Below are 25,311 nucleotides of genomic sequence, written 5' to 3'. Positions count from 1 at the left end.
TTCTTGCAGATCGCGCCAAATGCTTTCTTATTCTTATGATTAAGAGATCGTGCGCAAGCATACCGGTCAGGCTGCGAAAAACCGCAGCTCTGCGCGGCCAAGATGTGAGTCACCGGCTACTTGATGACGGCCGAGCCCTTGACGATGTCGATCGTCTCTCCGCCATCAAGCCCGATCCGGTCGCCATCAGGTGCGGTCATGAAGCACCCGGACGCACACAGCGTCTCGGAAGCGCCGCTATCGACGACGATCTCGACCTTGTTCCCGCCCTCGGTGATGACAACCACGACGGCGGCGGGATCGGTATTGGTGACGGTTGCCGCCCACGCGTTTGCGGCGGCAAAGAGGGAAAGAAGCAGTCCAACGGCAAGTCTTGCCATTCACAACGGCGCCTATAGGCGCCCTCCCCAAGGGCTTATCGGCGCTGCTGCCCCCAGCAGCGAAAACCCGATCGCCAGGATCTTATAGCCAGCGGCGCGTGAATGGCCGCTGAATAAGACCCCTTACCCCTTGAGACTGCCATCGGCGGCCTTGCCGCGCAACTGGCGGACGGAGCCACCATCATCCTTCGACGTTTTATCCTGAAGATTTTCCTCCACCAACGGCTTTGCCGCAGGCGCCGGAGGCAAAGCATTCTCGCGATGATAGGTGATGTCGCTCTGCGGCAGCGGGATCTCGATGCCCTCTTCCCTGAACCGCTTGAGGATGGCGATGCGCAAGCCGTTGCGCACCTTCAGGCCGTCGCCCATATCGGCGAGCATGAACCGCAGTTCGAAATCCAGCGAATAGGTGCCGAAGCGCAGGAACTCCACATGCGGTTCCGGATTGCGCAGCACCTGCGGTACGGCGTTCACCAGCTCCAAGAGGATATCCATCACCTTCTGCGGATCCGCCTTGTAGCTGACGGACACCGGAATTTCCGAACGGCCGACCTTGTTGCGATGCGTCCAGTTGCCAACCGCGGCATTGATCAGCTCCGAATTCGGCACGATGATCGACTGCTTGCGGAAGGTCTCGATCTCGGTGGCGCGCACCGAGATGCGCGTGACGATACCCTCGGCCGTGCCTGAGACGACGTGGTCGCCGACCTTGAACGGCCGCTCGACCAGCAGGATCAGGCCGGAAACGAAATTCGAGACGATGTTCTGCAGGCCAAAACCGATACCGACTGACAGGGCAGAGGCGACGAGCGCCAGGCTCGAAAGGTCGATGCCAGCAGCCGAGACGCCGACGATCGCCGCAACGCCGACACCGAGATAGCCGATGCCGGTCTTGACCGAGTTGCGCACGCCGATGTCGACATGGCTGCGCGCCATGACATTGCCGTCAAGCCAGCGCTGTACCCAGCGCGTCACAAGATAGCCGCCGGCAAACAGCAGGATGCCTGTGAAGATCCCCACAAGCGAAATGCTGATGCCGCCGAGGCGAACCTCGGTGAAAAGCCTGTAGGCGATCTGCTGGAGATCCTGGATATGGAAGCCCCAGAGAAGGAGCACGAGCGGTATGCCGGTCATCAACGCCACGGCATAGATCGCAAGACCTGCCACAAGACCCGCCTGATCGATGGCAACCGCCCCCAGCTTGAAACGCTGGCTCAGGAAGCGGCCGATGAACGTATCGCCGAACGTCTCGGTCTTCGAGATCGCCTTGCCCGACAGCAGGCCGATATAAGTGGTGACGACGATCGCGCCCGTGATGATCAGCTGGGTTGCGACGAAGCGTGCCAGGCCAACATAGCCCGTCAGCGCGGTGACGATCAGGCCGACGCCAAGCACCCTCAGGATGATCGCCATGCCGCGCGGCCAATGGCGGCCCGGCGCATCCGGATCGCCGCCCCGGGCGAGCATCGGCCGTCCGAAAGAAGCGGCAATCAGGATCAGGCCGATGATCATCGCGGCGATCAGGCTGCGCACCACCGTCAGAACCAGCGGCGATCCCATCGCCTCGCTGACGCTGCCGAACAGATAATCCAGCGCGTTGACGACAGCCATGGCCAGCAGGCAGGCGCCGATCGACTGCGCGCCGCGATTGGAAAGCCTGACCAGCCGCCAATGCGGTTCGCGCGGTGCAAACACGGCATTGGTGAAACGCCGGACGAAATAGATGAGCCCGACCGCACCGAACAGCGCGGCAATCACAGGGGCAATATCCGGCCGGAGCACATTGAAACTGTCGAGGAAGAAATAGGACGTGACGAGCAGCGCGGCCAGCGACGAGGTGCGGATCACCGTTGCCCAGAAGGCAATCGACAGGCGGCTGATATAGCTCGGATGCTCGATGCCATCATCGCGCTTCAGGTAGCCGCCGAAGATCCGGTAGCCTCCTGATAACAGGATCAGCGCGGTCGCCAGCGATAGCAAGAGCGCGGTGAACAGCGGCAACCGCTTGAACTTCCAGACGAACACCATCCAGCCGGTCATGGCGTCGTTGAACTTGCCGATCTCGGTGAGGAAGGCGCTGCCGGCATCGTCGAGGACCGACATAGACACATCGGTGCGGCGCAGCAGCGTTGCGGCAAACAGACGGCGGCGGGTTTCGGCAACCTCGTTGATCAGCTTGTTGACGGCCATAGAGAGGTTCTCGGCGTCACCAGTCACCGCGTTGATCTGCGACCGTTCGGCGGTCAGCGCGTTGCGCTCGTTGGTGACGATCTCGGCTTCGGGCGGTTGCCCGTCCTTCGGTGGCTCGCCGATTTCGGCAAGGCGGTTCTTGATCTGATCGAAGCGCGGACGCAGGCCGACGGATGTAGCGATCACGGCACGGCCGAGCTCGTCGACCTGACCGGAGAGCGTCACCAGCCCGTCGTCATTGTCAGAATTGACCTTGGCGCTCTCCTGATAGGCCGCAAGCTTCTTCTTCGCCGCCTCGATATCCTTCAGCGCCTGATCGAGGCCGCTATTGGCAAGCGGCGCATCTGCGGCCGGGGCCGGAGTTGCGGCGGGTGCAGGCGCGGGTGCCGGCTGCGGTTGGGAAACGGCGGGAGCAGCGGGCTGTGTGACCTGCGCCAGCGGCACACCCACGGACTGCACGAGCGTCGCCAGCGTCAGCGCCACGAGTACGAAGGGTCGAAGCAGGAAATGATTGAGCCGCAAAATAATCCCCGCAGGATTCGCTTTTATCGATGAGGCCGCTTCTTATAGCAAAGAAAGGCGACAGAAAGGCGGAAGTCGAAATCCGCCGTTAGAAGCCTGCGCCGGGCTTTGCCAGATACGCAAGTTCTGCCGCGCTGGAATCGCGCCCGACAATGGCGTTCCGATGCGGGAAGCGTCCGTAAGCAGCAATCACCTCCCGGTGACGCCGGGCATAATCTGCATATTCCTCATCGCCGAGAGCCGCAAACAGCGCCACCGAACGATCCTGCTCGGCCAGCACCTCGGAATGCTCGAACGGCATGTAGACGAAACAGCGATGCGCCGCGTCGATCGCCATGTCGGCGCCCGCATCGACGGCAAGCTTCGCTTCGCGCAGTGCCAGAGGATCAGTGGCAAAAGCGAGCGGCGTCGCTCTATAGATATTCCGCGGAAACTGGTCGAGCACGATGATTGCCGCCAGCCGCTGCTCCGGGCTCGCACGCCATGTTTCCACCGCACCTCCGGCCAGAGCCAGATGCGTGTCGCGAAACCGCGCCGTGATTTCCGAGTCCAGCTCCGGGGACGAGCGGAACCATTGATCGCGTCCGCATTCCTCCAGCCAGAAACGCAAAACCTCATCGGGCGTACAGATCGCTGCCAATACGGCCTCCAGCTCAGTTGATCGAAAAGACGAGCGTAGCCCGGGTACCGCGGTGCTGGCGGTCGTAACCGAGCTCGGATTTCAGACTTGCGGCCATTGCCGTCAGGATCTTCGTGCCGAGACCGGTTCCCTTGGCCGGGCTTGCATCGTCGAACCCTGCCCCGTCGTCCTCGACGATCACGGAAAGCTGGCCATCCGTATGGTCGATGATGACACGAACCTCGCCCTCGACGCCGTCGCCATAGGCATACTTGAAGGCGTTGGTCACCAGCTCGCTAACGATCAAGCCGAGCGTGATCACCTTGTCGGTGGCGAGATTGACCGCCTGGGCGGTCAGCACCACGCGATGCGGCCGCTTGTCGTCACGCATCGACGCTTCGAGTTCGCTGAGCAGGCTGCCGAGATACTCATCGATCTGGACAGTGCCGACCTGCCGGTTGGTATAGAGGCGGCGGTGTACGCTGGCGATTGCGTTGATGCGCATCTGCGTTTCCTGCAGCGCGTCGATCGCCACCTGATCCGTCGTCACCGAAGACTGCATGCGGATCAGCGCGCCGACGAGCCCAAGGCTGTTAGCGATGCGGTGGTTCACCTCGGCGAGCAGCATTTCCGCGTGGTCGCGCTGCTGGCGGATAACCTCCTGCGCATGCGCCGTGTCGCGGCGGAACCGCGCCCGCTCCAGCCCCTGCTCGAGGGCCGCCGCCAGAAGGTCGAAATAGTCGTGTGAGATTCCCTTCAGCACATAGTCGTCGGCGCCGGCCTTCAGGGCCGCGACGGCAACGCTGGTATCTCCTGAAGCCGTTGCATAAATGACCGGCGGATGATCCGGCAGCTCCATCAGCTTCGGCAAAATGTCGAGCCCGGTCTCGGCCTTCAGGAAATGGTCCAGAATGACGGCATCGATTGCACCTTCGGCAACCCGCTTCAGGCCGGTCGCGCCATCTTCGGCCCATTCGACGGTGAAGCCGCGCCGCGACAGATTCCGGCGCATGAGCATCGCCAGCGCTTCATCGTCGTCGATGTAGAGGATACGGATCGTCTTCTCCGTATCGCCTTTGACCTCACCCATTCCGCCTCCGGACTCTGCCGCGCAGAAACGTGGCAGCCTGTCGGCCGAATCGTCTGCTCCCGATTGTGGTATTGCATCGATCATCGCGCGTAAACAGCGGCAAATCCTCCACTTCCCGGCAACTGAATCGACTGTCCGATTTCAAACGAACTCATCCGGCAATAAGACCTCAGCCTCCCGGAAAAGCCCGGCAGAGGCGCAATATGTGAAAGGCAAAACTCAGGAAGACACACTCACCCGCGCTGAAAACGCCTGCGCGCGGAAATGGTTCCATCACTTTTCCAGTTTTTTCACATAACGCCGGTGGCGCGAAACCTCGGCCCCTGCATTATCGGGAAGCTTGATGAAACGCAGACAGGCGATCACACCGATGATGCCGATGGTCAGAAACGCCCAGCGGAAATCCGCAAGCTCCGGACGCAACGCGCCGCGGCTCGCAGCCGAGATGTTGAGGGCGGCAGCAGCGACCGCCACGCCGAGCAGCATCGACACCTGCTGCAGCATGCTCGACAGGGTCGACGCAGAACTGCGCTGCGCTGCATGGATATCGGCGAAAGATAGCGTGTTGAGCGCCGTAAACTCCATCGACCGCGAAAGCCCGGCAATGAAGAGAACCGCGTAGATCAGCAGCGTCGATGTATTCTCGCCGAAAAATCCGCAGGCGATGATCGAGCCCGAGGCGATGAGACCGTTGACGACAAGGACGTTACGGAACCCGAAGATCGCCAGCAACGGCGTCGTCACCGTCTTCATGCCGAGATTGCCAAGGAAATAGACGAGCAGATAGGCGCCAGCCGCAATCGAGCTCATGCCGAAGCCCAATTGAAACAGCAGCGGCAGCAGGAACGGCGTCGCATTGATGGCGACCCGGCAGGCCGTACCCGCCGACAGTGTCGAGAGGGCAAACGTCTGCACTTTGAAGGCCGACAGGTCGAGCAGCGGATTGGGCACTTTCAGGAAATGTCGCGTCGCAAGATAGGAAAACAGCACGCCACCGCCAAACATCGCCGCGACGGGCAGCAGCCCGCCGCTCCATTTCACCGACAACTCAAGTGCCGCCAGCAGCAAAGTCAGCCCTGCAGCACTCAGCACGAAGCCCAGGACATCGAGCCGCCCGGCCTCCTCTTCCCGCTGTTCGGGAACGAAGCGCAGCACCAGCGCGAGACCGATCAGGCCGATCGGAATATTGATGAGAAAATTCCAGTGCCAGCTGGCATAGGTGGTGATGAAGCCGCCAAGCACCGGGCCGACGACCGGTGCCGTCAGCGCCGGCCAGGTGATCAACGCGATCGCCTGGACGAGCTCCGATTTCCGGGCGTTCTTCAGGACGATGATCCGTCCGACAGGCGTCATCAAGGCACTGCCTGCGCCCTGGATCGCCCGGGCAACGATGAATTCGCCCAAGGTGCTCGAAAGACCGCAAAACAGCGACGCCGCAGTGAACACGGCGATCGAGATCAGGAACACCCGCCGGGCGCCAAAGCGGTCGCCGAGCCAGCCGGACAGCGGAATGAAGGCCGACATGGTCAGCATGTAGACGGTGATTCCGATGCTCATCGAGACCGGCTGCACGCCAAAACTCGCCGCCATCTGCGGCAGCGAAGTCGCGACGATGGTGCCGTCGAGGATCTGCATGAAGAAGGATACGGCGACGACGAGCGCCACGATCTTCGCCTGGCGTGCGCTGGCGGCTTCGTTAGTGTCTGTCATGTCCGCCGGGGTCATCGAGTGGCCAATGCGATTGCAATTCCGTAGCACCGGCATGAAGCAGCCGAAAAGGCCAGCCGGCAGGGCGATGACAGTGCATACGCCGGTTATCGGATACCGGAAAGGCCAAATCTTGCATCATCTGACGGTTCGCTTGGCACAAAACGCCTCGCCGCACGTTCTTCAATCGTAAGGGCAATTCGCCACTTTTTTCGATTGAGGACATTTTCATGACGCCGGAAGACAGACGCACCGTTTTCAGCAACCGTAAGATTGAAGCAGTCGTTGAAGGAATGACCCAGGATGACGGCACAGACAATCCGATCACCGGCAAATCACTTGGCGACGCCATTCTCTTCGTCGTCGAGCAGGCGGCCACCGATGCACCCAGCGTCCACATCATCTATGGCGGCAAGGGCACGCTCAGCTATACGGATTGCCTGAGCATCTATCGCGAATACGGAGCGCAGCTGCGCAGCGAGGCAAGCTGACCGGGTACCGCATGGCAGCTATTCGCGGTCACCCCTGCCCGCGCCTGCTTTTCTTGCGTATGTGAGGGTGCGATCCCTCTCAAACGCGATTCTATATCATGCCCTCTTCTGCCTCGCCGCTCCGCGGCGTTCTCGTCGCGTTCGCGGCTTACGCCGTTTTTGCCTTCAGCGACGCTTCCATCAAGATCTTGCACGGCGCCATCCCCGCCTATCAGATCGCCTTCCTCGGCTGCGCTTTCGGTCTCGTCGTCATGCCGTTCATCAAGTCCAGGGACGACAGCTGGTTCGACATGGTCAAGACGTCAAACCGCACGCTCTGGATGCTGCGTTTCGTCTGCGGTGCCGTCGGCGCCATCGCCTCGATCATCACCTTTACCAAACTGCCGATGGCCGAGGCCTTCTGCCTGCTCTTCCTGCTTCCGTCCTTCGTCACCATCCTGTCGGTCATCTTCCTCAAGGAAGACGTCCGCTGGCAGCGCTGGACCGCTGTCGTCGTCGGCTTCATCGGCGTGCTGATCGTCCTTCGCCCAGGCTTCCGCGAATTGTCGGTCGGCCATCTGGCGGCCGCGATCGGCGGCCTCAGCGCGGCGATCTCGATCGTTATCCTGCGCGCCATGGGACCGGCCGAAAAGCGGCTGTCCCTCTATGGCGCCGGTCTTCTCGGAACATTGACGGTCAGCGGCCTGCTGATGATCTCCAACATTGCTGTGCCGACCGCGCAGGAATGGTTCTTCATTGCCAGCTACGGCATACTCGGGGCGATCGGCAACGTGCTGCTGATGAGCGCCGCTCGCCTGGCGCCGGCGAGCCTCGTCGCCCCGCCGCAATACAGCCAGATGATCTGGGCGATCGCCTTCGGCTACCTGATCTTCGACGACGCCATAGACCTGCCGATGGCAGGCGGCATCGCGCTGATTATCTGCTCCGGACTGCTGACGCTGATCCGCGAACGCAAGCGCGGCACTCCGCTGCCAACTGCCGTGGTATCGACCGACAATCAGGCGCCCGCCGTCACCACGGCGGCAACCGACTGATCCGATTTGAGGCTCCGTAAGGGGAACAATCCCGGCAGCGGCCTGTTCCCCATAAAACAACGGAGGCTTCATGGCTGACACAAAACCAGACGAGGGCCGGCAACCCTCGCTTTCCCCGGCAGAGGAAGAACAGCGGATCTACGCGGCGGAGCGCCGCAGCTGGCTGATCTGGACCTTCGGAATCGCCGGCGCCATCGTCGCGGTCATCATCGCCGGAACGGTGGCAATTACGCCGTGGCCGGATCCGGCAACCACAGGCTCGACGCCGAAACCACAGCATATCGAGGCCCCGGCGCCGTGAACGGCTTTCCCGGCGCCGATTTCGTCTGTATGACCGGCTCAGTTGAAGAGGATAGCAGATGGCCGCACGCGACCGTTTTTCGAAGAAGCTCACTTGCCCGCAATGCGGCAACAGCGGTATCGCGGAAGTCTCGGAAGACGATCACCCGACCCGCAAGCACCCGGCTTTCCTGGTCGATGAAATGCCGCGCGGGTTCTTCGAGGAAAAGGCCTCCAACTTCCAGGAGACCTATATCATTCGCTGCGAATGCGCCCGGAAATTCCCCTTCCGGGCATTAACGGAAAAGACTGCCTGACGCCGGAGAAAGCGCTCAGGCAAGCCCGAGCGGCATTTCTGCAACCTTGCGGCCCGGACCGTAGTCGCGCTCATGCGAAGAGCGGTAGCGCCCGTCGCGGCGGGTGCTGACATCGATGCGCTGGCTGTCGAAAAGGCCATCCGCATAGGTACCGGTATCGTCGCTCTGGACTTCCGATTTTGCGGCAAAAATTTTAAAGATCATCGTTTCCTCCAGTTCGCTGCCTTAACGGCAAGCAGCTCGCTTCCGTTCCACCCTAACGCCCATATAGTTAAAAAATTAACCATAACCCGGCGAGAAATTTCCACTCCCCAGGGCTGGCCTGTCGCTGGCCGTGCCCTACCTCATTCCTTGCGATGGAGATCGCTTTTACTCTCACTTCCCCAGCTCCCCCGCTTCGGCGGGGTTTCTTTTCCCTCGAAGAAAAAATAGGGCGAGACCACTAACAAAGCATGGATTTTCCCATGCCGGAACAGGTGGTATTCTTGCTGTGGGTTAACAGAGGGAAAATGTCATGCCGCGCTTAGCAGAACTGTACTTCAAGAGTGCCGTTATCTTCTTCATCATCGGTATATCGATTGGCCTGAAGATGGCGATATCGGAAGATCACACCGTCATCGGCGCCCATGCGCACTGTAATCTCTTGGGTTGGGTCAGCATGGCGCTATTCGGCGGCTACTATGCGCTCAATCCGAAGAAGGCAGAGCGGCGGATCGCGATGATTCAATATTATGTCTATACGCTGGGCGTCGCGATGATGGTCCCGGCGCTCTACATGATGCTCGAAGGCAACATGGCGATGGAGCCGCTGGTGGCGGTCTCCTCTCTGATCGTCTTCGCCGGCGTGCTGCTGTTTGCTTTCGTCATCTTTTCGCCGAAAGACAGCGTCGCCACACCGACGCCGCAGCCGCTGCGCTAGCCGCATCCGGCACCAGCATCAGGCGCCGTTCGCCAGCGGACGGCGCTATTTCTTCGCGCCTGCAGACAGCACGCGATGCGTGGCATTGTCCATCGCGTGGCTCGCGTCCTGGCCGTCACGCTTCAGGCCCCAGGCGGTATTTCCGCAGGATGCAAGCAAGAGAGCGGAAAGGCAGACGAAAGCGAGAGAAAATTTCGGCATCGATATCCCCTGTGTCAAAACTGGCAATGGGATGAAGATGTTACCAAGCTCGCCGAAATCAATAGCCGCGGCAGGCACGCGCCGCTTTATTCAACGCGGCCGCGAAAAGGCCTGTGTCACGGCCATGTCACGCGAAATCCTCAGCGGCGGATGTTACAAGAATAACGAGGCGTCTGTTTTGCGTTATGCCTCCTGTTCGTAGGCCCGCCTCACCCCAAAAGCGGCGGGCCTCTCCACCTTCGGGATCCGACATGTTCAAGAGATTGGCCAAGTTCCTGAATCCGCCACCGCCGAACAGCTATATCTGGCACGAATGCACGCCACCCTACCCGCCGCGCAGCACCATCGACGGCGCCTTCACGCGCGACGGCCAGCCGACATGGCGCCGGATCACCGCTGATGGCTGGGAGTACCGCCAGGACGGCGAAACCGCAGCCCTCCACCGCCTCTCCGCCTGAGGCCGTTACCGGCCATTTCTAGCAGCTTGCGCTACAGCGAGACTCACGGCTGACTGTGGCAATCGCAAAGCCATTTCAGCGAGCCGTCTGCACATGCTGGTCCATGAAGGCGAAAGCCGGACATCGAAGATCGATCTGCTTCTTGCAACCGCCCTCGCCTTCGTCGCGGGCGGCGTCAACAGTGCCGGATATCTGGCCTTCGACTATTTCTCGGCGAACATGACCGGCAACGTCTCGATGATCTCCGATCATCTGTCGATCCGGGAGCTTAGTGCCGCCATCGCCTTTGCGACCATCGTCGTGATGTTCATCCTCGGCGCCTTCTGCGCCTCGCTGTTTATCGAGATTGGCAGGCAACGGCGGCTTTCGAATATCTATGCGCTGACTCTGCTGGCCGAATCCGCCCTCCTGATGGGCGTCGGCGTCTACACCGCTTCATCGGCCTTCGGCGGAATCACCATTGCCGGCCTCCTTGCCTTCACCATGGGCATCCAGAACGCCGCCTCGACCCGCATATCAGGCAGCCGGGTGCGCACCACCCATGTCTCCGGCATCGCAACCGATATCGGTGTCGGCCTTGCGCTTCTGATCGGCAACAGCACCGCATCCGACCGGGCGCAGACCGTCCGCCGCCTGAGCCTGCACGGCACCACGATCCTTTCCTTCCTGCTGGGCGGCGTCGCTGGCGTGCTTGGCTACAAGCTGGCAGGCGGGATGGTCTTCTGTGTCTTCGCAATCATCCTGCTGGCTCTGTGTGCCGGCTATCTGCGCGGCCGCACGGCAGCGGCCTTGCCGGGGACGAAAACATAACCATCTGATTGGGATGAGGCCGCAAGAGAGCGATCAGTGGCCCGAACTGGAGGCTAGAATGAAGATCCTGATTGCCGCGCTTGCCGCAGCCGCCCTGTTGCCATCGGCAGCCCTTGCGCTCGACGCGATCGAGGTCAAGGCGCGCGACCATTCCTGCGAGGAACTGGCAAAGATCATCCGCCAGAACCCGGCGGTCTTCGTCCGGATCGGCATCGGTGGCCGCAGTTTCCGTCACCCGCCGTCGCAGTGCCGTCTGGGCGACAAGTGGGCAACCACGAGCCTCAGAGACGCCACGGGCAAGCAATGCGTGCTCGACTATGCCTGCGTCTACGATCCGGAATCTTTCTACAACAAATTCCCGCACTGACAGCCGCAGACGCATGGCCGAAGAAACGAAAAAGCGGCCTTTCGGCCGCCTGCGTCATCAGCGATATATCTAATCTTTTCAAAGAGAAGATGGTGGGTGATGTAGGGCTCGAACCTACGACCCGCTGATTAAGAGTCAGCTGCTCTACCAACTGAGCTAATCACCCATTCCCTAGCGTTTCCGCCGATGTCCCGTGCATCTCTGCGCGGTGTGAGGGGGCGTATAAACAGGATATTCGACCTTGTCTAGCGCCCCTGGAAAAATTCTTCGATTAATTCGGAGATTTTTCTGCATGGCTGAAATGCAATGAAATCAAAGGTCGAGCGAACCCGTTGCCAGACGCACTGCCTGGCCGCCGATCCGGGCATTCGAGATCGCCCCGCCCTCCACATCCATGTGAAGATGGATCATCGAGGGCCGCCCCATTTCCACACCCTGCTCGACGGTGATCGGGTGATGGCCATCGGGCAGCCGGTCGAAATGATGGATCGCGCCCGACAATGCGGCGACCGCGGAGCCCGTCGCCGGGTCTTCGGTGATCCCCATTCCGCTCGCAAACATCCGGGCATGGAACCTCGCCGAATGGTTCGGTCCGCCGCGGCAATAGATATAGGCGGACGCCAAGGCCCCGTCGACGAAGGGCACGGTCTTTTCCCAAAGCTGCGGATCGAACTCCATGCGCTTGGCCGCGCCGATATCGTGGATCGGCACCAGCAGGAACGGCACGCCGGCGCTCCAGATACAGGGCACATGATTCTCGAAGCCGATCTCGGTCACCTTCAGCGACAGCGCGTTGGCGATCCCGAGCTTTTCGAGCGGCATGCTGATCTGTTGCGATTTGCGCGGCAGGTCGAACTCGGCGAAGCTCGCCTCGCCCTCGCGCAGCTTCACGGCACAGCGCACCGGGCCAACATTCTCCTCCAGCACGCAGACGAGATCGAGCGCTCCATCCTTGCCATGTGTCCGCTCGGCCAGCGCGATCGCCGTGCCGACGGTCGGGTGACCGGCAAACGGCAGCTCACGCCCCGGCGTGAAGATGCGGATCCTGGCGCTGTAAGCCGGGTTCGTTGCCTTCTGGACGAAGACGGTTTCGGAAAGATTGGTCTCACCGGCGATCGATTGCATCGCCTCATCGCTCAAGTCCTCGCCGTCGAAGATGACGGCCAGCGGATTGCCGGCGAGCTTGCGGTCGGTGAACACGTCATAGACGCTGTAGCTGCGCGCCACATCGGCCTCCTTGAATCGGTCATCGAAGGCTCAACCTGCCCGACCGGCGAAACGAGTGCAAGATATTAGGTTTCGATTGGATTGCCGAAATACCAATCGATGACGGGGAACATCGCGACGTTATAGGGAAAGGCTGCGTGATCGGCCGAACGGATAGCAACCGCACCGGCGATTTCCTTGTCCTCGGCAACAAGCATATGGGCCGCGATCCTCTCGACGATCTCGTCGGCGGTCAGATCGAAACGGAACATCCGGAAGACCGTCACCGTACGCCGGAAGCGGCTGGCATAGTAGCGCTCGCCGGGCGTCGAATCGGCAAGGTCGAGGCCGGTTTCCTCCAGCACCTCGCGGCGCATGTTGAATTCAACGTCGCAGACACCGGATACGATATCCTCGGGCTCCAGCGAACCGGCGGCGAAATAGACCTGGCCGGGATTGGCGGTATGCGCGCCCATACGGATCGCCACCAGCGCACCGTCGGAGCTTTCGATGACAGGATAGGCGAAGAGATGCATGCCGCCCATGCGATCCTGCTGGCGGCGCCAGTACATGAAGGTCGAGAAGGGTATGATATATCCCTGCCCCTGCAGCCCCTCCTCCCCGAATGCCAACTGGTGCTGAAACACCATGCGCCCGTCGAACAGCGCCGGATTGGCCTCGACTTCAGCCTTCCAGTTCGCGGCGATCTCGTCTCGTCTCGATTCGCGGTAGGGATGCTCGCCATCGAGCACCCGAAGGTTCAGCGCGGCGACGGGAAATACGGTCTGCTCCGGCGGCCAGCCGGCAAAATCCTCAGAAAATATGGAATTCATTTTAAATCCAATGTCATGACTACGGGGCAATGGTCGGATGCTTTCGGCCGGTCCCAGCCGGTGCGCGGATAGCGCTCCACCTCCTGGCCCGGCGGAAACACGGTGCGGAAGGGCTGGCCGTTGCGGATGATCTCGGGCTTGCGCCCGCTATTGGCGGCGGAAAGCGCCGGCGAGAGCCAGATATAGTCGAGCTGGCAAAGCCACTGCTCCTGCGGGCCGCGGGCGTGGTAGAGCGTCCAGCGATCGATCGGGTCGCGGCGGCGCATCACATTTTCGGCAAAACCGTCATGGCTGAAAACATCGAGCGCGCTTTCCGTCTCGTCGCGATGCTCGAAACGGTAGCCGGTCCGCCGGCTTCCGATCACGTCGACGCGCTCCTGATAATCATTCATGTCGCCGCAGATGGCGAAATTCTTCGAGGCTGTCGCGCCTGCGCCGAATCGATCCTCGATGATCCGCCGCACCGCCCGCGCCTCGGCCCGCCGCACCGGCATCGTCGATTGCCGCCCGTCGAGACCATCGCGCGGGCTGCCCATCGATTTGAAATGCACGACATAGAGCGTGAAAGGCACGCCGCCGATCAGAAGGTCGAGCTCCAGGCAATCGCGCTTGAACACCTTGTCGTCGATATGTCCATGCGCCGCCAGCGTGTCGTCGAACAGGCCGAGCTCGCGATAGGTCACCATCGCATGGCTCTTGATCTCACGTAGTTCGATCTTCTGGCCGTCGCGCGTCTCCTCGCGCATCAGCACGGCGACGTCGATGCCGCGGCTGTCATTGCCCTCGACCAGATATTTCTGCCGGTAGCCATTGCCGACCATGCGGAACAGATAGCCGTATTCAAAGGCCTGCAGCGCCGCCATGTTGTCGATCTCCTGCAGGCAGAGGATATCGGCGTCGGCATCGGCAATCGCGAGCGCCGTCATCTGCCGCGTGTCATCGGTGGAGGCAATCACACGCGCCTGCTCCAGCTGCTGGTAGACACCCTCGTTGCGCACTTCGAAGAGCTGGATGACCCGGTCCTGGCGCAGCTGGTTGCGAAAGCCGGTGAAGTCGAAACGCGTCATCAGGTTTTCGACATTGAACGTGGCAAGGCGAAGCGACATCAGGCATTCCCGGTTGGCATCGCAGCCATTAGTAGAGTCGAAAATCGCTTTCGTGAAGGCCGCAAAGCGATCAGAGCCGCCAGGCCGACCGCACGGTAACAGCCAGCCGGTCGCCCGCCGAAACCGGCTCGCGGCTGAAAGCGCGCAGGATCTGCCCATCGGCCAGCGACAGCTTCAGCGCGTAGCGCTCGCCCTCGAACAGCACGGATTCGACCAGCGCAGGGATACCCTCGCCGCCAACGGTCACATTTTCAGGGCGAACGAGGATATCGCAGCCGGGGCCATCGGCAGCAGCGCCGCCGAGCGCCTCACGCATCGCCTCCCAATCGAGAAGCCTGACGTCACCGGCAGGAGACTTCAGGTGAAGGATCGCGCCGCGGCCGATCAATCCGCCGACCATGCGCCCCTCCGGACGGGCATAGATTTCGGCGGGTGGCGCGACCTGCAGCAGCCGTCCTTCGGACATCACGGCGACATCGGTCGCCAGGGCCATCGCCTCGCTCTGGTCATGCGTCACATAGATCATCGTCGCGCCCGAACGCTGGTGAAACTCGCGAAATGTCTCTTCCATCTCCTGCTTCAGGTGGCGGTCGAGATTGGCGAGCGGCTCGTCGAGCAGCACGACATCTGGCGACGTCACCAGGCAGCGTGCCAGCGCCACGCGCTGCCGCTGGCCGCCCGAAAGGTCGGCAGGACGCCGATCTGCATAGTCGCCAAGCCGAACGGTCGCCAGCGCCTCCTGCACCTTGCGGCGATAGGCATCGCCGGAGATGCCCCTGACCTTGAGCGGATAGCCGGCATTGTCGGCGACGCTCATATGCGGCCACAGCGCGTAGGACTGGAAGACCATCGCCATGTTGCGCTTCTCGGGCGGCAGCGATTGCGATGCATCGGCAAGGAGCCGCTCGCCGAGATGGATCGAACCGTCCGTCGGCGTCTCGAAACCGGCGATCATCCTCAGAACCGTCGTCTTGCCGCAACCGGAAGGACCGAGCAGCGCCAGGAACCCGCCCTCGCGCACACCGAGCGACAGACCGTCGACCGCCGCTCGCCCGGTGCCGAAATCCTTGCTGACATGATTGAGCGTCAGTTTCGCCACGGCACCACTCCCTTGGGCAGCCGCTTTGCCAGCAATTCCAGAAGCAGCATCATGAAAACGACCATCAGAACGACAAGCACCGACAGCGCCGAAGCGAGGTCCGAGCTGCCGCTGTCGTCGAGATTGTAGATCGCCACGCCGAGCGTCTGCGTCCCCGCCGACCAGAGCAGCGCCGAAATCGTGAGCTCATTGCAGGCGATCAGAAAGACGAGAATGACCGAGGCACCGGCCGCCGGCGCAATCAGCGGCACGATGATATCGGCCAACCTACGGAAAAAGCCGGCGCCCGCAAGACGCGCCGCCTCTTCCAGCGCCGGATCCAGCTGATGGAAGGCGCTGACGACGGGCTTCAGGCTGACGGCGAAGAAGCTCGACAGATAGGCGAGCAGAATGATCCAGACCGTGCCGTAGAGCGTGATGTTGAGCACCGGCAGCGGCGCGGCAAAGACGAGGATGAACGAGACGGCGACGACGATGCCCGGCAGCGAATAAGGAATTTCGATCACGCTCGAGACGGCACGCGCCAGGAGATCGCGGCGGCGGCTCAGCGCGTAAGCGGTCAGGACTGTCACCAGAAGGAGACATACCGCGGCACCTGCGGCCAGCGACAGCGAATTGACGAAGGCCGTCCGCGTCACCGCCTGCCGGAACAGGATCTCGTCGAAGGCATGGAAGGTCATGGTCTTGAATGTCAGCGGCACGCCATAGGCGGGCACAAGCGCACCGGCGACGAGCGCAAAGAACGGCGCAGCCAGCATCAAGAACAGGATGAGCCAGAGAAGCGGTGTGAAGAAAAATTTCCACGATCCGATCTCGAAGGCAGCGGTTGCCCCCGACAAGCCCAGCACCCTGTAATCGCGGCCGCGCAGCGCCCGGTCCTGGATCGCCAGACCGGTGACCGAGATCAGCGCGATGATGGCGGAGAGCAGCGCAACATCGCCGAACGTCCGGCTGGTGAAGGCCGAGAATTTCGAGAAGATCAGCGTCGGCAGCGTATAGATCGATGCCGGAATGCCGAGAATGGCGGGGATGCCGAAATTGCCGGTGCATGAAACGAAGGATATCGCCGCACCCGCGATGACGCCGGGCAGTGACAGTGGCAGAATGATATCGCGGAACACGCGAAGGCTCGACGCACCCGATAGCCGCGCCGCCTCGACGCCATCGCGCGGCAGGCTCATCAGACTGGCCCGCAGCGCCAGGTAAACCAGTGGCGCATGCTGCACACCGTAGAGCAGCGCGATGCCGCCAAGCGAATAAAGCGGCTGAGGTGTACCGAGCGGCGGCGCGATGTGCAGCGCCTTCAGAAGCGGACTGGAGGGTCCGGACATCTGCACCCAGGCAAGTGCCGTCACCTGCGGCGGGATCATCATCGGCAGCACGAAAAGGAAGCACACGAGCCCCCTGCCGCGGATATCCGTCAGCGTCAGCACGAAGGCGAAGATGCAGCCGATGACCAGAGAAATGACGGTGCCGAGAATGGCGGTCACCAGCGTGTAATAGGTCGCCGACCAGAGTGCCGGATCGGAGAGTACCGCTGCTGCGCCGCCCTCTGCGAATGCCTCAATCCCGGCGGCGGCAAGCCGCGCCAGCGGCAGAACGCTGAGAATAAGCACCACCAGAACGATAAAAGGAAACAGCCAGACTGGCTGGCTGTTTCCCGGACGAACATAACCTTGCATCGGCGATCCGGTTCGATCAATTCGATCCGTAGATGCCCGAGAAGGTCTTCAGATCCTGATCCGTGTTCTTCAGTGCTTCAGCGGCATTGATCGGCAGCACCTTGATGCTGTCGCGTGCCGGAAAGCCTTCCGGAACCTTCATGCCGTTGCGGGCCGGAATATAGCCGAGTTTCAGGAAGCCTTCCTGGCCTTTTTCCGACAGAACGTAATCGACGAACTTCTTCGCCGCGTCGGCATTCTTGGCACCGGCGAGAATGCCGACCGGTTCGGTCACGGCCGAGACGCCCTCTTCCGGAAAGACGAATTCGACGGGCGCGCCCTTGGCCTTTTCGCGGATCGGCATGTAATCGACGACGACGCCGTAAGCTTTTTCGCCCGAAGCCACCGACTTCAGGATCGCGCCGTTGCCACCAGCAGCCGTAGCACCATTGCCGGCGAGCGCCTTGTAGTAATCCCAGCCGAGGCCCGGAACGGCCGCCAGCGTCTGTGCATGGATCAGCGCCGCACCGGAGGTCAGCGGGCTCGGCATGGTCACGAGACCCTTGGCCTCGGGCTTTGCCAAATCCTTCCAGCTCGTCGGCTTCATGCCGGCCGAGGTGTTGTACATGATGCCTGTCGTGATCAGCTTGGTCGAATAGTAGTAGCCGTCGGCATCGTAGAGCGCCGCGTCGAAATTGACGGCTTCAGGCGACTTGTACGCGAGCAGCTTGCCCGCTTCCTTCAGGCGCTCGAGCGTGACGGTGTCGGCGATCAGCAGCACGTCGGCAACCGGATTACCGGCTTCGATCTCGGCCTGCAGCTTCGCCATGATCTTCGGCGTGCCGTCGCGGACCCAATCGACCTTGATGTCGGGATTGGCGGCCATGAAGCCATCGACGGTCGCCTGCGCGTCCTCGTTCGGCTGGCTGGTATAGAGAACCAGATTGCCGGCATGGGCCGAAACGGAGGCAAGACCTGCCGCGATCAGCGCGGCCAGTGCGGAGAGCTTCTTGTTCATGGCGATATCCCTGAGCGTGAATGTTAGCCGTTCCATAGACAGGCCGAATAACATGATTGTGACATCCGGCCAAAGATGCCGGAGGCGTGACATCGGCTCTGCGCTTGACCGCAGCGCGCCGGCGCTATTTTCTTGCGGCGGATTGCGTGTTTCCGTTCAAATTTTGGGAGAGAGAATTATGGAATACCGTCTGCTTGGCCGTTCCGGCCTGAAAATCTCGACAGTCACCATGGGCACCATGACCTTCGGCGGCGTCGGCTGGGCCAAGGCAACCGGCAGCCAGGACGTGGCTGAGGCAAGCCGCCTCGTCGACATGTGCCTGGATGCCGGCGTCAACCTGATCGATACCGCCGACGTCTATTCGTCCGGCGCCTCGGAGGAAATCATCGGTGAAGTGCTCGGCGGCAAGCGCAAAAGCGGCGTCATGCTCGCCACCAAGGCCCGCTTCCGCATGGGCGACGGACCGAACGACGTCGGCTCCTCGCGCCAGCACCTTATTGAAGCCTGCGAGGCAAGCCTGCGCCGCATGAAGACCGATGTCATCGATCTCTATCAGCTGCATGAATGGGACGGCCAGACGCCGGTCGAGGAAACCATGGAAGCGCTCGATACGCTCGTGCGCCAAGGCAAGGTCCGCTATATCGGCTGCTCGAACTTTTCCGGCTGGCACATCATGAAGGCGCTCGGCGTTTCCCGCGAGCACAATTACCAGCGCTTCGTCAGCCAGCAGATCCACTACACGCTGGAAGCCCGCGACGCCGAATACGAGCTGCTGCCCGTGTCGATCGACCAGGGCCTCGGCGTTCTCGTCTGGAGCCCGCTGGCCGCCGGCCTGCTCTCCGGCAAGCATCGCCGCAATCAGGCAACGCCCGAGGGCACGCGCCAGTTCGCAGGCTGGCCGGAGCCGCCGATCCGCGACGAGAACCGCCTTTGGAATATCGTCGACGTGCTGGTCTCGGTTGCCGAAAGCCGCGGTGTCTCGGCCGCCCAGGTAGCCCTCGCCTGGCTGATCGGCCGCCGGGCGGTGACTTCAGTCGTCATCGGCGGACGCACCGAAGCGCAGTTCAAGGATAATCTCGCCGCGGCCGAACTGACGTTGACCGCCGAAGAGCGCAAGCGCCTCGACGACGTCAGCGTCCCGCCGCTCCTCTATCCCTACTGGCACCAGCGCAACACGGCGAGCGACAGGTTGAGCGAGGCCGATCTCGAACTGCTCGCCCCGCATCTCAACCAGTAAATATCACAGCATGATCGGCGCCCTCGGGCGCCGATTTCCTTTGCGATCAGCGAACAGTTATTCGCCGAGCCCTTCAAGCGTCTTCGTAAATCTCAACCCGGTATGTTGATACCCGCAACGTTCGTAGAGGCGGTGCGCGTCTTCGCGGCGGGAGCTGGGTTTCACTGTCGCAAGACGGGCGCCACGGTCATAAAGCCAGCGCTCGCCATGAGCGACCAACAGTCCTGCGATACCTTTGCCTCTGAAGTTCGAGGAAACGACCAGCGCTGTGATGGCGCCATCGAGATCGTCTCGATAGAGAGTAGGAATGATGGACAAGGCGATCATTCCCGCCACTGCACCATCGTCAGCGGCGACGAAGATCGCGTAGTCCTCACGGTCGGTCAGCCGCTCGATTCGGGCGGCCATTTTGTCCGACGTTGTCGGATAGCCCAGCTCGGCCATCAGTTTTGCCAATTCCTCGACATCCGGCGGAGTAGCACTCCTGATCTTGATCCCGCTCATCGTCTTCCCTCAAACTTCGAAATTGGCGGGAAGATGCAGCGCGAGGCGAGTCGATGCAACCAAGCATCCGTGCGGAAACTAAGGCAACGAACAGCGTGAGCGGCAGGGGAGCGCGATCTCTCGCCATGCCCCCTAAAGCGCACCAATCTCACCGGCCACCAGCCTGCCGAGGCGGCCGATGCCCTCCTCGATCATCGCATCGTTGGCGCAGGAGAAACTGAGGCGGATGGTGTTGGCGCCCGAGCCGTCGGCGAAGAAGGCCTTGCCGGGCACGAAGGCCACCCTTGTGGTCTCGATCGATTTGGTAAGCAGCGCCGCGCCATCCATGCCCTCAGGCAGGGTGATCCAGATGAACATCCCGCCCTCGGGCTTCGTCCAGCTGACGCCGGCAGGCATGTGCCGCGCAAGGGCATCAAGCATCGCATCGCGGCGATGGCTGTAGGCCGCCTTGATCTTCGCCACCTGCGCATCGAAACCACGTTCGGCAACCTCGGCAATCGCCATCTGGTTGATGGTCGAGGAATGCAGGTCAGCCGCCTGTTTCATTAGCACCAGCTTGCGGATGACCTGCGAATTGGCAACGATGAAGCCGACGCGCAGACCGGGCGCCAGCGTCTTCGAGAAACTGCCGCAATAGATCGTGCGGGTAAGGTTGATATGACCCTTCCTGGCGATCTCGAGCGCCAGGATCGGCGGGATCGCCTCGCCGTCATAGCGCAGGTTCTGATAGGCGGCGTCTTCGATAACCGCGACATCCAGCTCTTCGGCCAGCGCCAGCACCTTTTCGCGCCCCTCGCGATCGACACTCTCGCCGGTCGGATTGGAGAAATCGGCGGAGAGATAGGCGAACTTTACCTTGCCGTCATTCTTTTCGGCCGCCGCGCGATAGCTGTCCGGCGTCCGGTTGCCATTCGGCGTCAGCTGGTCATAGGACGGCTCATAGGCGTTGAACGCCTGCAGCGCACCGAGATAGGTCGGCCAGGTGACCAGCGCGGTATCCTTGGGCGACAGGAACAGCTTGCCGAGATAATCGAGACCCTGCTGCGAACCCGAGACGATGAAGACATTTTCGGTCTCGCAGGCAATGCCGAGCCCGGCCATCTGCGTCACCAGCCATTCGCGCAGCGGCTTGTAGCCTTCGCTGACGGAATATTGCAGCGCCGAATTGACCGCTGCCCCGTCGAAGATAGCGGCATAGGCAGCCTTGAATTCCTTGTCCGGAAACAGCGCCGGATCCGGAATGCCGCCGGCAAAGGAGATGATATCGGGCTGGTCGAGCAGTTTCAGCAGCTCGCGAATCTCAGACGCACGCATCCGCGACGAACGCGTCGCAAACATTTCATCCCAGTTCAACATGGGGTTTCCTCGCACTCTTTTTATAATATCAGCAGATCATCACGGTCCGGAATTTATGTCAACAATGCTGACCTATTTTCTTGTCGCGGTGACAAGTTCGTACGGATTGGCATCCAGAAGGCCTGCTCATACGGAAATCGGGCGGAATTCCCCGGACATTCGCCGCATCCCGCCATGATTCCGCTCACGAAATGCGGAAACTCGGCGAAACAGACCTTTCCAAAACGGGGGCGGCAGCAGTAGTGTGCCGCCCATTATTCAATGGACTACCAAGGTGCCAGCAATGACCGCGACGTCGCCCTCTCCTGAAATCACAATCGAATTCCACAAATCTCCTGTCTCCGACGCAGACCGCACCAAGGCGATCGAAACGCCCGGCTTCGGCAAAGTCTTTACCGATCACATGGTTCTGGCGAAATGGACGGCCGACAAGGGCTGGCACGACGCAAAGGTTACCGCCCGCCGCCCGCTGGAACTCGACCCGGCGAGCGCCGTGCTGCACTACGCCCAGGAAATCTTCGAGGGCATGAAGGCCTATAAGGCCGATGATGGCCGCGTACTGCTTTTCCGGCCGGAAGAAAATGCCCGCCGTTTTGCCCAGTCTGCCGCCCGCATGGCAATGCCCGCAGTGCCGGAAGAACTGTTCCTGAAGGCCGTCGAGGAGCTCGTCCGTGTCGACAAGAACTGGATCCCCACGGGTGATGCCAGCCTCTACCTTCGCCCTTTCATGTTCGCCAATGAGGCATTCCTCGGCGTTCGCCCTGCGCAGGAATATATCTTCTGCGTCATCGCCTCGCCGGTCGGCGCCTATTTCAAGGGCGGCGCCAAGGCCGTCTCCCTCTGGGTCGAGACCGAATATACCCGCGCAGCCGCGGGCGGCACCGGTGCAGCAAAATGCGGCGGCAACTATGCAGCCAGCCTCGTGGCACAGGCAGAAGCCTCAAAGAAGGAATGCGACCAGGTCGTCTTCCTCGACGCAGCCGAGCACCGCTGGGTGGAAGAGCTCGGCGGCATGAACGTCTTCTTCGTCATGAATGACGGATCCGTCGTCACCCCGCCCCTCGGCGGCACCATCCTGCCCGGCATCACCCGCGCTTCCGTCATCGTGCTTGCCGAAGAAAAGGGCCTGCGCGTTGAACAGCGCCCCTATTCCTTCGCCGAATGGCAGGCCGATGCCAAGAGCGGCAAGCTCGTCGAAGCCTTCGCCTGCGGAACGGCCGCCGTTCTCGCCGGTATCGGCCTCGTCCGCCATGCCGGCGGCGAATTCCTGGTCGGCGACGGCCAGACCGGCAAGCTGACCACCGACCTGCGCCAACAGCTCGTCGGCCTGCAGAAGGGCACCACCAATGACGAGCGCGGCTGGACCCGCCTCATTCCGGCCTGATCTGCATTTGGCCGAAACACGACACGCACTACGGAAACCGGGCCTCACGCCCGGTTTCTTGCTTTAGGGAGAGGAACAGAATGCCCAAGGACGAAACCTCAGCCTTCTACGACGGCAACGCCGCGGTCTACGCCTCCCGCGAGCGCCGCCTTCCGGCGACACGGCTCGATGCTTTCCTCGCAGCCTTGCTACCCGGCGCGAGAATCCTCGAGCTCGGCTGCGGCGGCGGGCAGGACAGCGCCTACATGCTGGAGAAAGGCTTCGACGTCACGCCGACCGATGGCTCCTCCGAACTCGCCAAACAGGCGGAAAAGCTGATCGGCAGGCCTGTAACGGTGATGCGCTTTCAGGACCTGGAGATGGTGGGCACGTTCGATGGCGTCTGGGCCGAAGCCAGCCTGCTGCATGTTCCCCGCGCCGAACTCCCCGATGTCTTCACCCGCATCCACCGCGCGCTGAAGCCCGGCGCATCGCTGCATGCAAGCTTCAAGAGCGGTGAATCCGAGGGCCATGACAGCCTCGGCCGCTATTACAACTATCCTTCGGCCGATTGGCTGACCGAATGCCTGTCTTCAGGCAGCTGGCGCGACATCGCGCTCTCGGAAGCCGATGGCGGCGGCTATGACGGAAAGCCGACCCGCTGGCTTTTTGTAACCGCTCGCAAATGAAAAAGGCCGGAGCTTGCGCCCGGCCTCTCGCAAAATCAGTCGCGGAAGCGATTAGTTGACCGACTTGTCGACCAGCTTGTTCTTGCCGATCCACGGCATCATGCCGCGCAGCTTGGCGCCGACTTCTTCGATCTGGTGGCTGTCGTTCATGCGGCGGATGCCCTTGAAGCGCGAGCCGCCTGCGCGGTATTCCTGCATCCAATCCGAGGTGAACTTGCCGGTCTGGATGTCGTGCAGAACGCGCTTCATTTCAGCCTTGGTTTCAGCCGTGATGATGCGCGGGCCGGTAACGTATTCGCCCCATTCTGCCGTGTTCGAGATCGAGTAGTTCATGTTGGCGATACCGCCTTCATAGATCAGGTCGACGATCAGCTTCACTTCGTGCAGGCATTCGAAATAAGCCATTTCAGGAGCATAGCCTGCTTCCGTCAGGGTTTCGAAACCGGCGCGGATCAGCTCGACGAGACCGCCGCAGAGAACGACCTGTTCGCCGAAGAGGTCGGTTTCGCACTCTTCGCGGAAGTTGGTTTCGATGATGCCCGAACGGCCGCCGCCGACGCCGCAGGCGTAGGAGAGAGCGAGTTCAAGCGCGTTGCCCGAAGCGTTCTGGTGAACGGCAACGAGGCAGGGAACGCCGCCGCCCTTCTGGTATTCGCCGCGAACCGTGTGACCCGGGCCCTTCGGCGCGATCATGACGATGTCGACGGATGCCTTCGGCTCGATGAGGCCGAAATGGATGTTGAGGCCGTGGGCGAAAGCGATCGCAGCGCCGTCACGGATGTTGGCAGCGATGTCGGCCTTGTAGATGTCGGCCTGGAGCTCGTCCGGGGTCGCCATCATCATCAGATCGGCCCAGCCGGCAGCTTCGGCAACGGTCATGACCTTGAAGCCGTCAGCTTCGGCCTTCTTGATCGTCGGCGAACCGGCCTTCAGGCCGATGACGACGTTCTGTGCGCCTGAATCCTTCAGGTTCAGCGCATGGGCGCGGCCCTGCGAACCGTAGCCGATGATGGCGACCTTCTTGGACTTGATCAGGTTGAGATCGGCATCACGATCGTAATAGACGCGCATTGTAAAGTTCCTTCCCTTTTGCTTGTCGCATCGTTTGATAGAAGCGGAAAATCAGGCGAGTGCCGGCATTTCCGCGAGAACCTTCTCCGTTCCGTACAGACGCAGGAAGGCGGTAACCGCCCTCTCCGCCTGACGGGCGGTATCCTTGAGGCCCGGCTCGCCGAGCAGCATGCGCACATGCAGATCGGAGACAACCAGGCCGTAAAGCGTGTGATATGCCTCATCGGCATCATGGAAGCGCAGGAGCCCTGCCCGCTTGCCGGCATCGATCAGCGCCATGGCGCGGCGATCGATCTGGCGGCGGCCGCGTTCGAGCAAAAGCTTTCCGAGCTTGGAGCCGTCGCGATGAGACTGGCCGATCGCCAGCCGGTTCAGCGCCAGCGACACGTCGCCTGCCAGAACCTCCAGCAGATCGCGCGCAAAGATGACGACGTGATCATGCAGGCTGGCCGATGTCAGGCGCTCACCGTTGCGCTCGAAAGTGCGTACCTTGCTCGCCTGATAGGCGATCATCGCCGACAGCAGGCCGTCGCGGTCGCCGAACCACTTGTAGAGGCTTTCCTTCGAGCAGTTGGCGGCGCGCGCCACACCCGAGGTCGTCAGCGCTTTTTCTCCGCCATCGACGAGAAGCTGCAACGCCTGCTCCAGAACAGCGTTCTGACGCGGCGAAAATTCGCTGGGCTCCAAGGTTTCGACAGACACGATATGCGCTCCCAAATACGTACCGTACCGTACGGTTCGCGACGTCTTATGCCGGAGCCTCTAATCGCCGTCAAGCGAAATT

At 61.5% G+C, this 25,311-nt stretch carries 28 protein-coding genes and 1 tRNA gene; 11 read left to right on the top strand and 18 right to left on the bottom strand.

Going from position 1 to position 25,311, the window contains the following annotated elements; genetic code table 11:
- Window positions 1-116: 116 nt before the first annotated feature.
- The 5 genes from AC1DV9_RS05455 to AC1DV9_RS05435 all read right to left on the bottom strand — a co-directional run bounded on the left by AC1DV9_RS05455 (window position 117) and on the right by AC1DV9_RS05435 (window position 6,511).
- Entirely contained in the window at window positions 117-380 is a 264-nt protein-coding gene (locus AC1DV9_RS05455) for a hypothetical protein (protein WP_112537680.1), read from the bottom strand.
- 123 nt (window positions 381-503) lie between these two features.
- On the bottom strand, window positions 504-3,092 hold the full coding sequence (locus tag AC1DV9_RS05450) for a mechanosensitive ion channel family protein (RefSeq protein ID WP_477946583.1): 2,589 nt from the start codon (window positions 3,090-3,092) through the stop codon (window positions 504-506).
- An 88-nt stretch (window positions 3,093-3,180) separates the two neighbouring features.
- Window positions 3,181-3,732, bottom strand: coding sequence for a DUF924 family protein (locus AC1DV9_RS05445; protein WP_477946581.1), 552 nt, complete (start codon window positions 3,730-3,732; stop codon window positions 3,181-3,183).
- Window positions 3,733-3,745: 13 nt separating this feature from the next.
- Window positions 3,746-4,801, bottom strand: coding sequence for a sensor histidine kinase (locus AC1DV9_RS05440; protein ID WP_112515973.1), 1,056 nt, complete (start codon window positions 4,799-4,801; stop codon window positions 3,746-3,748).
- A 273-nt stretch (window positions 4,802-5,074) separates the two neighbouring features.
- Entirely contained in the window at window positions 5,075-6,511 is a 1,437-nt protein-coding gene (locus tag AC1DV9_RS05435) for an MFS transporter (protein ID WP_477946579.1), read from the bottom strand.
- Between the two features lie 227 nt (window positions 6,512-6,738).
- Between AC1DV9_RS05435 and AC1DV9_RS05430 the strand changes: the two genes are divergently transcribed.
- From AC1DV9_RS05430 to AC1DV9_RS05415, 4 genes are all read left to right on the top strand, one after another.
- Window positions 6,739-6,999, top strand: coding sequence for a hypothetical protein (locus AC1DV9_RS05430; protein ID WP_477946577.1), 261 nt, complete (start codon window positions 6,739-6,741; stop codon window positions 6,997-6,999).
- 98 nt (window positions 7,000-7,097) lie between these two features.
- Window positions 7,098-8,033, top strand: coding sequence for a DMT family transporter (locus AC1DV9_RS05425; protein WP_112387079.1), 936 nt, complete (start codon window positions 7,098-7,100; stop codon window positions 8,031-8,033).
- 70 nt (window positions 8,034-8,103) lie between these two features.
- Window positions 8,104-8,334 (top strand): hypothetical protein, encoded by a 231-nt coding sequence (locus AC1DV9_RS05420; RefSeq protein ID WP_477946575.1) that lies wholly within the window; start codon window positions 8,104-8,106, stop codon window positions 8,332-8,334.
- A gap of 58 nt (window positions 8,335-8,392) precedes the next feature.
- The gene (locus AC1DV9_RS05415; RefSeq protein WP_112515970.1) at window positions 8,393-8,629 is read left to right on the top strand and encodes a hypothetical protein; all 237 of its coding nucleotides are present in this window, start codon (window positions 8,393-8,395) and stop codon (window positions 8,627-8,629) included.
- Between the two features lie 15 nt (window positions 8,630-8,644).
- Here the strand turns inward: AC1DV9_RS05415 and AC1DV9_RS05410 are convergent, their stop codons facing one another.
- The gene (locus AC1DV9_RS05410) at window positions 8,645-8,833 is read right to left on the bottom strand and encodes a hypothetical protein (protein ID WP_112387076.1); all 189 of its coding nucleotides are present in this window, start codon (window positions 8,831-8,833) and stop codon (window positions 8,645-8,647) included.
- 310 nt (window positions 8,834-9,143) lie between these two features.
- Between AC1DV9_RS05410 and AC1DV9_RS05405 the strand changes: the two genes are divergently transcribed.
- Entirely contained in the window at window positions 9,144-9,548 is a 405-nt protein-coding gene (locus tag AC1DV9_RS05405) for a hypothetical protein (protein WP_477946574.1), read from the top strand.
- Window positions 9,549-9,593: 45 nt separating this feature from the next.
- Here AC1DV9_RS05405 and AC1DV9_RS05400 read toward each other — a convergent pair whose 3' ends face one another.
- Complete coding sequence (locus AC1DV9_RS05400; RefSeq protein WP_112387074.1) at window positions 9,594-9,749, bottom strand: entericidin; 156 nt, start codon at window positions 9,747-9,749, stop codon at window positions 9,594-9,596.
- Between the two features lie 251 nt (window positions 9,750-10,000).
- Between AC1DV9_RS05400 and AC1DV9_RS05395 the strand changes: the two genes are divergently transcribed.
- The 3 genes from AC1DV9_RS05395 to AC1DV9_RS05385 all read left to right on the top strand — a co-directional run bounded on the left by AC1DV9_RS05395 (window position 10,001) and on the right by AC1DV9_RS05385 (window position 11,384).
- Window positions 10,001-10,207, top strand: a complete 207-nt coding sequence (locus AC1DV9_RS05395) for a hypothetical protein (RefSeq protein WP_477946572.1) — start codon at window positions 10,001-10,003, stop codon at window positions 10,205-10,207.
- A gap of 93 nt (window positions 10,208-10,300) precedes the next feature.
- The gene (locus AC1DV9_RS05390) at window positions 10,301-11,017 is read left to right on the top strand and encodes a YoaK family protein (protein ID WP_477946571.1); all 717 of its coding nucleotides are present in this window, start codon (window positions 10,301-10,303) and stop codon (window positions 11,015-11,017) included.
- A 58-nt stretch (window positions 11,018-11,075) separates the two neighbouring features.
- Window positions 11,076-11,384, top strand: coding sequence for a hypothetical protein (locus AC1DV9_RS05385; protein WP_112387071.1), 309 nt, complete (start codon window positions 11,076-11,078; stop codon window positions 11,382-11,384).
- 90 nt (window positions 11,385-11,474) lie between these two features.
- Here the strand turns inward: AC1DV9_RS05385 and AC1DV9_RS05380 are convergent.
- From AC1DV9_RS05380 to AC1DV9_RS05350, 7 genes are all read right to left on the bottom strand, one after another.
- Window positions 11,475-11,550 (bottom strand) — tRNA-Lys (locus AC1DV9_RS05380).
- A gap of 146 nt (window positions 11,551-11,696) precedes the next feature.
- Window positions 11,697-12,611, bottom strand: coding sequence for a PhzF family phenazine biosynthesis protein (locus AC1DV9_RS05375; RefSeq protein ID WP_477946569.1), 915 nt, complete (start codon window positions 12,609-12,611; stop codon window positions 11,697-11,699).
- A gap of 65 nt (window positions 12,612-12,676) precedes the next feature.
- The gene (locus tag AC1DV9_RS05370) at window positions 12,677-13,423 is read right to left on the bottom strand and encodes an NUDIX hydrolase (protein WP_477946568.1); all 747 of its coding nucleotides are present in this window, start codon (window positions 13,421-13,423) and stop codon (window positions 12,677-12,679) included.
- Window positions 13,420-14,529 carry an endonuclease/exonuclease/phosphatase family protein gene (locus AC1DV9_RS05365; RefSeq protein ID WP_477946567.1) on the bottom strand — a complete coding sequence of 370 codons (1,110 nt, stop codon included), beginning with the start codon at window positions 14,527-14,529 and terminating at the stop codon, window positions 13,420-13,422. The genes AC1DV9_RS05370 and AC1DV9_RS05365 overlap by 4 nt, the downstream gene beginning before the upstream one ends.
- Window positions 14,530-14,599: 70 nt before the next feature.
- Window positions 14,600-15,628, bottom strand: coding sequence for an ABC transporter ATP-binding protein (locus tag AC1DV9_RS05360; protein WP_477946565.1), 1,029 nt, complete (start codon window positions 15,626-15,628; stop codon window positions 14,600-14,602).
- Window positions 15,616-17,310 (bottom strand): ABC transporter permease, encoded by a 1,695-nt coding sequence (locus AC1DV9_RS05355; RefSeq protein WP_477946563.1) that lies wholly within the window; start codon window positions 17,308-17,310, stop codon window positions 15,616-15,618. The genes AC1DV9_RS05360 and AC1DV9_RS05355 overlap by 13 nt, the downstream gene beginning before the upstream one ends.
- Before the next feature lie 16 nt (window positions 17,311-17,326).
- Window positions 17,327-18,307, bottom strand: a complete 981-nt coding sequence (locus AC1DV9_RS05350; RefSeq protein WP_477946561.1) for an ABC transporter substrate-binding protein — start codon at window positions 18,305-18,307, stop codon at window positions 17,327-17,329.
- A gap of 178 nt (window positions 18,308-18,485) precedes the next feature.
- Here AC1DV9_RS05350 and AC1DV9_RS05345 point away from each other — a divergent pair, with 178 nt between their 5' ends.
- The gene (locus AC1DV9_RS05345) at window positions 18,486-19,544 is read left to right on the top strand and encodes an aldo/keto reductase (protein ID WP_477946559.1); all 1,059 of its coding nucleotides are present in this window, start codon (window positions 18,486-18,488) and stop codon (window positions 19,542-19,544) included.
- 57 nt (window positions 19,545-19,601) lie between these two features.
- Here the strand turns inward: AC1DV9_RS05345 and AC1DV9_RS05340 are convergent, their stop codons facing one another.
- The gene (locus tag AC1DV9_RS05340) at window positions 19,602-20,048 is read right to left on the bottom strand and encodes a GNAT family N-acetyltransferase (RefSeq protein WP_477946557.1); all 447 of its coding nucleotides are present in this window, start codon (window positions 20,046-20,048) and stop codon (window positions 19,602-19,604) included.
- Window positions 20,049-20,180: 132 nt separating this feature from the next.
- The gene (locus AC1DV9_RS05335; RefSeq protein ID WP_477946555.1) at window positions 20,181-21,404 is read right to left on the bottom strand and encodes an aminotransferase-like domain-containing protein; all 1,224 of its coding nucleotides are present in this window, start codon (window positions 21,402-21,404) and stop codon (window positions 20,181-20,183) included.
- 283 nt (window positions 21,405-21,687) lie between these two features.
- On the opposite strand from AC1DV9_RS05335, the gene AC1DV9_RS05330 reads away from it, so the two are divergent.
- Window positions 21,688-22,788, top strand: a complete 1,101-nt coding sequence (locus AC1DV9_RS05330; RefSeq protein WP_112515956.1) for a branched-chain amino acid aminotransferase — start codon at window positions 21,688-21,690, stop codon at window positions 22,786-22,788.
- Window positions 22,789-22,868: 80 nt separating this feature from the next.
- Window positions 22,869-23,456: a class I SAM-dependent methyltransferase gene (locus AC1DV9_RS05325; protein ID WP_477946554.1), complete on the top strand. Its 588-nt coding sequence runs from the start codon at window positions 22,869-22,871 to the stop codon at window positions 23,454-23,456.
- Window positions 23,457-23,507: 51 nt separating this feature from the next.
- Here the strand turns inward: AC1DV9_RS05325 and ilvC are convergent, their stop codons facing one another.
- Together ilvC and AC1DV9_RS05315 are read right to left on the bottom strand one after the other, a co-directional pair.
- Window positions 23,508-24,527 carry a ketol-acid reductoisomerase gene (gene ilvC, locus AC1DV9_RS05320; RefSeq protein ID WP_112387060.1) on the bottom strand — a complete coding sequence of 340 codons (1,020 nt, stop codon included), beginning with the start codon at window positions 24,525-24,527 and terminating at the stop codon, window positions 23,508-23,510.
- A 51-nt stretch (window positions 24,528-24,578) separates the two neighbouring features.
- The gene (locus AC1DV9_RS05315) at window positions 24,579-25,244 is read right to left on the bottom strand and encodes a TetR/AcrR family transcriptional regulator (RefSeq protein WP_310294738.1); all 666 of its coding nucleotides are present in this window, start codon (window positions 25,242-25,244) and stop codon (window positions 24,579-24,581) included.
- Window positions 25,245-25,311: the final 67 nt, after the last annotated feature.

The organism is Rhizobium sp. 01L410, from assembly GCF_056400165.1.
This window is presented reverse-complemented; position numbering and strand designations above follow the sequence as displayed.

Excerpts from the sequence above, each read along its gene's own strand:
- AC1DV9_RS05335 (WP_477946555.1), bottom strand. The coding sequence starts at position 21,404 with ATGTTGAACTGGGATGAAATGTTTGCGACGCGTTCGTCGCGGATGCGT.
- AC1DV9_RS05430 (WP_477946577.1), top strand. The coding sequence starts at position 6,739 with ATGACGCCGGAAGACAGACGCACCGTTTTCAGCAACCGTAAGATTGAA.
- AC1DV9_RS05415 (WP_112515970.1), top strand. The coding sequence starts at position 8,393 with ATGGCCGCACGCGACCGTTTTTCGAAGAAGCTCACTTGCCCGCAATGC.
- AC1DV9_RS05325 (WP_477946554.1), top strand. The coding sequence starts at position 22,869 with ATGCCCAAGGACGAAACCTCAGCCTTCTACGACGGCAACGCCGCGGTC.
- AC1DV9_RS05435 (WP_477946579.1), bottom strand. The coding sequence starts at position 6,511 with ATGACAGACACTAACGAAGCCGCCAGCGCACGCCAGGCGAAGATCGTG.
- AC1DV9_RS05345 (WP_477946559.1), top strand. The coding sequence starts at position 18,486 with ATGGAATACCGTCTGCTTGGCCGTTCCGGCCTGAAAATCTCGACAGTC.
- AC1DV9_RS05405 (WP_477946574.1), top strand. The coding sequence starts at position 9,144 with ATGCCGCGCTTAGCAGAACTGTACTTCAAGAGTGCCGTTATCTTCTTC.
- ilvC (WP_112387060.1), bottom strand. The coding sequence starts at position 24,527 with ATGCGCGTCTATTACGATCGTGATGCCGATCTCAACCTGATCAAGTCC.
- AC1DV9_RS05410 (WP_112387076.1), bottom strand. The coding sequence starts at position 8,833 with ATGATCTTTAAAATTTTTGCCGCAAAATCGGAAGTCCAGAGCGACGAT.
- AC1DV9_RS05400 (WP_112387074.1), bottom strand. The coding sequence starts at position 9,749 with ATGCCGAAATTTTCTCTCGCTTTCGTCTGCCTTTCCGCTCTCTTGCTT.
- AC1DV9_RS05370 (WP_477946568.1), bottom strand. The coding sequence starts at position 13,423 with ATGAATTCCATATTTTCTGAGGATTTTGCCGGCTGGCCGCCGGAGCAG.
- AC1DV9_RS05350 (WP_477946561.1), bottom strand. The coding sequence starts at position 18,307 with ATGAACAAGAAGCTCTCCGCACTGGCCGCGCTGATCGCGGCAGGTCTT.
- AC1DV9_RS05385 (WP_112387071.1), top strand. The coding sequence starts at position 11,076 with ATGAAGATCCTGATTGCCGCGCTTGCCGCAGCCGCCCTGTTGCCATCG.
- AC1DV9_RS05330 (WP_112515956.1), top strand. The coding sequence starts at position 21,688 with ATGACCGCGACGTCGCCCTCTCCTGAAATCACAATCGAATTCCACAAA.
- AC1DV9_RS05355 (WP_477946563.1), bottom strand. The coding sequence starts at position 17,310 with ATGCAAGGTTATGTTCGTCCGGGAAACAGCCAGCCAGTCTGGCTGTTT.
- AC1DV9_RS05390 (WP_477946571.1), top strand. The coding sequence starts at position 10,301 with ATGCTGGTCCATGAAGGCGAAAGCCGGACATCGAAGATCGATCTGCTT.
- AC1DV9_RS05425 (WP_112387079.1), top strand. The coding sequence starts at position 7,098 with ATGCCCTCTTCTGCCTCGCCGCTCCGCGGCGTTCTCGTCGCGTTCGCG.
- AC1DV9_RS05365 (WP_477946567.1), bottom strand. The coding sequence starts at position 14,529 with ATGTCGCTTCGCCTTGCCACGTTCAATGTCGAAAACCTGATGACGCGT.
- AC1DV9_RS05455 (WP_112537680.1), bottom strand. The coding sequence starts at position 380 with ATGGCAAGACTTGCCGTTGGACTGCTTCTTTCCCTCTTTGCCGCCGCA.
- AC1DV9_RS05395 (WP_477946572.1), top strand. The coding sequence starts at position 10,001 with ATGTTCAAGAGATTGGCCAAGTTCCTGAATCCGCCACCGCCGAACAGC.
- AC1DV9_RS05420 (WP_477946575.1), top strand. The coding sequence starts at position 8,104 with ATGGCTGACACAAAACCAGACGAGGGCCGGCAACCCTCGCTTTCCCCG.
- AC1DV9_RS05340 (WP_477946557.1), bottom strand. The coding sequence starts at position 20,048 with ATGAGCGGGATCAAGATCAGGAGTGCTACTCCGCCGGATGTCGAGGAA.
- AC1DV9_RS05440 (WP_112515973.1), bottom strand. The coding sequence starts at position 4,801 with ATGGGTGAGGTCAAAGGCGATACGGAGAAGACGATCCGTATCCTCTAC.